The sequence below is a fragment of the Mycobacterium sp. 852014-52144_SCH5372336 genome (assembly GCF_001665615.1).
Taxonomy (GTDB): Bacteria; Actinomycetota; Actinomycetes; order Mycobacteriales; family Mycobacteriaceae; genus Mycobacterium; species Mycobacterium neumannii_A.
Genome location: NZ_LZSW01000028.1, coordinates 1 through 1291, shown reverse-complemented (window position 1 = coordinate 1291; position 1291 = coordinate 1). Strand labels below are relative to the sequence as shown.

The 1291-nt window shown below is 63.4% G+C and carries 1 protein-coding gene; it reads left to right on the top strand.

The window, feature by feature from the left end; genetic code table 11:
* Positions 1–51 precede the first annotated feature (51 nt).
* On the top strand, positions 52–1257 hold the full coding sequence (locus A5759_RS05480; protein ID WP_068194900.1) for an IS30 family transposase: 1206 nt from the start codon (positions 52–54) through the stop codon (positions 1255–1257).
* The last annotated feature ends 34 nt before the right edge of the window (positions 1258–1291 follow it).

The following is a 1291-nucleotide window of genomic DNA, read 5'->3' as shown; positions in this document are numbered from 1 at the left end:
GGGCAGATTCATACGGTCAGTGCAACATCCCTGGATTTAGGAGCGTTGCGCATGCCAAGTGGTTATCCGCATCCGCGGTCGACGCGGCGGGAGTTGTTCGACCGGGTGTGTCAGGGTGAGCCATTGGAAGTCGCGGCCCGGGCGTTGGGGGTGTCCACGACCGCGGCGGGCCTGTGGTGGCGTCAAGCTGGAGCGATGCAGCTATTGAGGGGGAACAATCGTGCTGGCCATGGCGTCGTGGATCCGGGCGATGCTGATCGACCAGGCGGTAAAGGGCATCGCCTTAGTTTGGACGAGCGCATCGCGATGATGCGTGGTCTTGATGCCGGGCTCAGCGACGCCGCCATCGCCGAGCAGATTGGGCGTGATCGCAGCACTGTCTGGCGCGAAAAGCGCCGCAACCGTAATGCCGACGGGGACTACCACGCCCGCATGGCCCATAGCCGTGCAGCGCAAAACGCCAAGCGGCCTAAAGGGTTCAAGCTCAACGACGCCAGGTTGTGCGCGCCGATCCAGATGTGGATGGACCAGGGGTGGAGCCCCAAGCTGATCGCTGAGGTGTTGGCCCGCGATCACCCCGATGACAGGCTGGCACGGGTGAGCCACGAAACCATCTACAAGTGCCTCTACGTCCAAGGCCGCGGGCAGCTGCGCGCTGATCTGCACAAGCGGCTCTCAACCAAACGTGCGGCACGTAAACCCCGCGGCCACATCGAACGACGCGGCAAGTTCAGTGACGTGATCACCATCAGCAAGCGTCCCCCCGAAGCCGACGACCGCGCCGTGCCCGGGCACTGGGAAGGCGATCTGATCATGGGCACCGGAAATACCAGTGCCATCGGCACCCTCGTCGAGCGCAGCACCCGATTCACCATCCTGCTGTACCTGCCAGATGATCACACCGCCGAATCGGTGGCCACCGCAATGATCGCGGCGATGAGCGAGCTGCCGGCCCATCTGCGGCGCACCATCACCTGGGACCGCGGCACCGAAATGGCCAACTGGCAAGACATCGCACTGCAGCTACGGGCCCCGGTCTACTTCTGCGACCCGCACTCACCCTGGCAGCGCGGCTCCAACGAGAACACCAACCGACTACTGCGGTTCTGGTTCGAAAAGGGCACCGATCTACGCGCGCACACCAAAGCCGACCTCAAACGCATCCAAGACACCCTCAACACCCGACCCCGACCCACCCTGGACCTCGACACCCCCGCCGACCGACTCAACGCACTCATCACCCAAGCAGCAGCATGAACCCCGAATGTTGCACCAACCACTTGACTTCGAA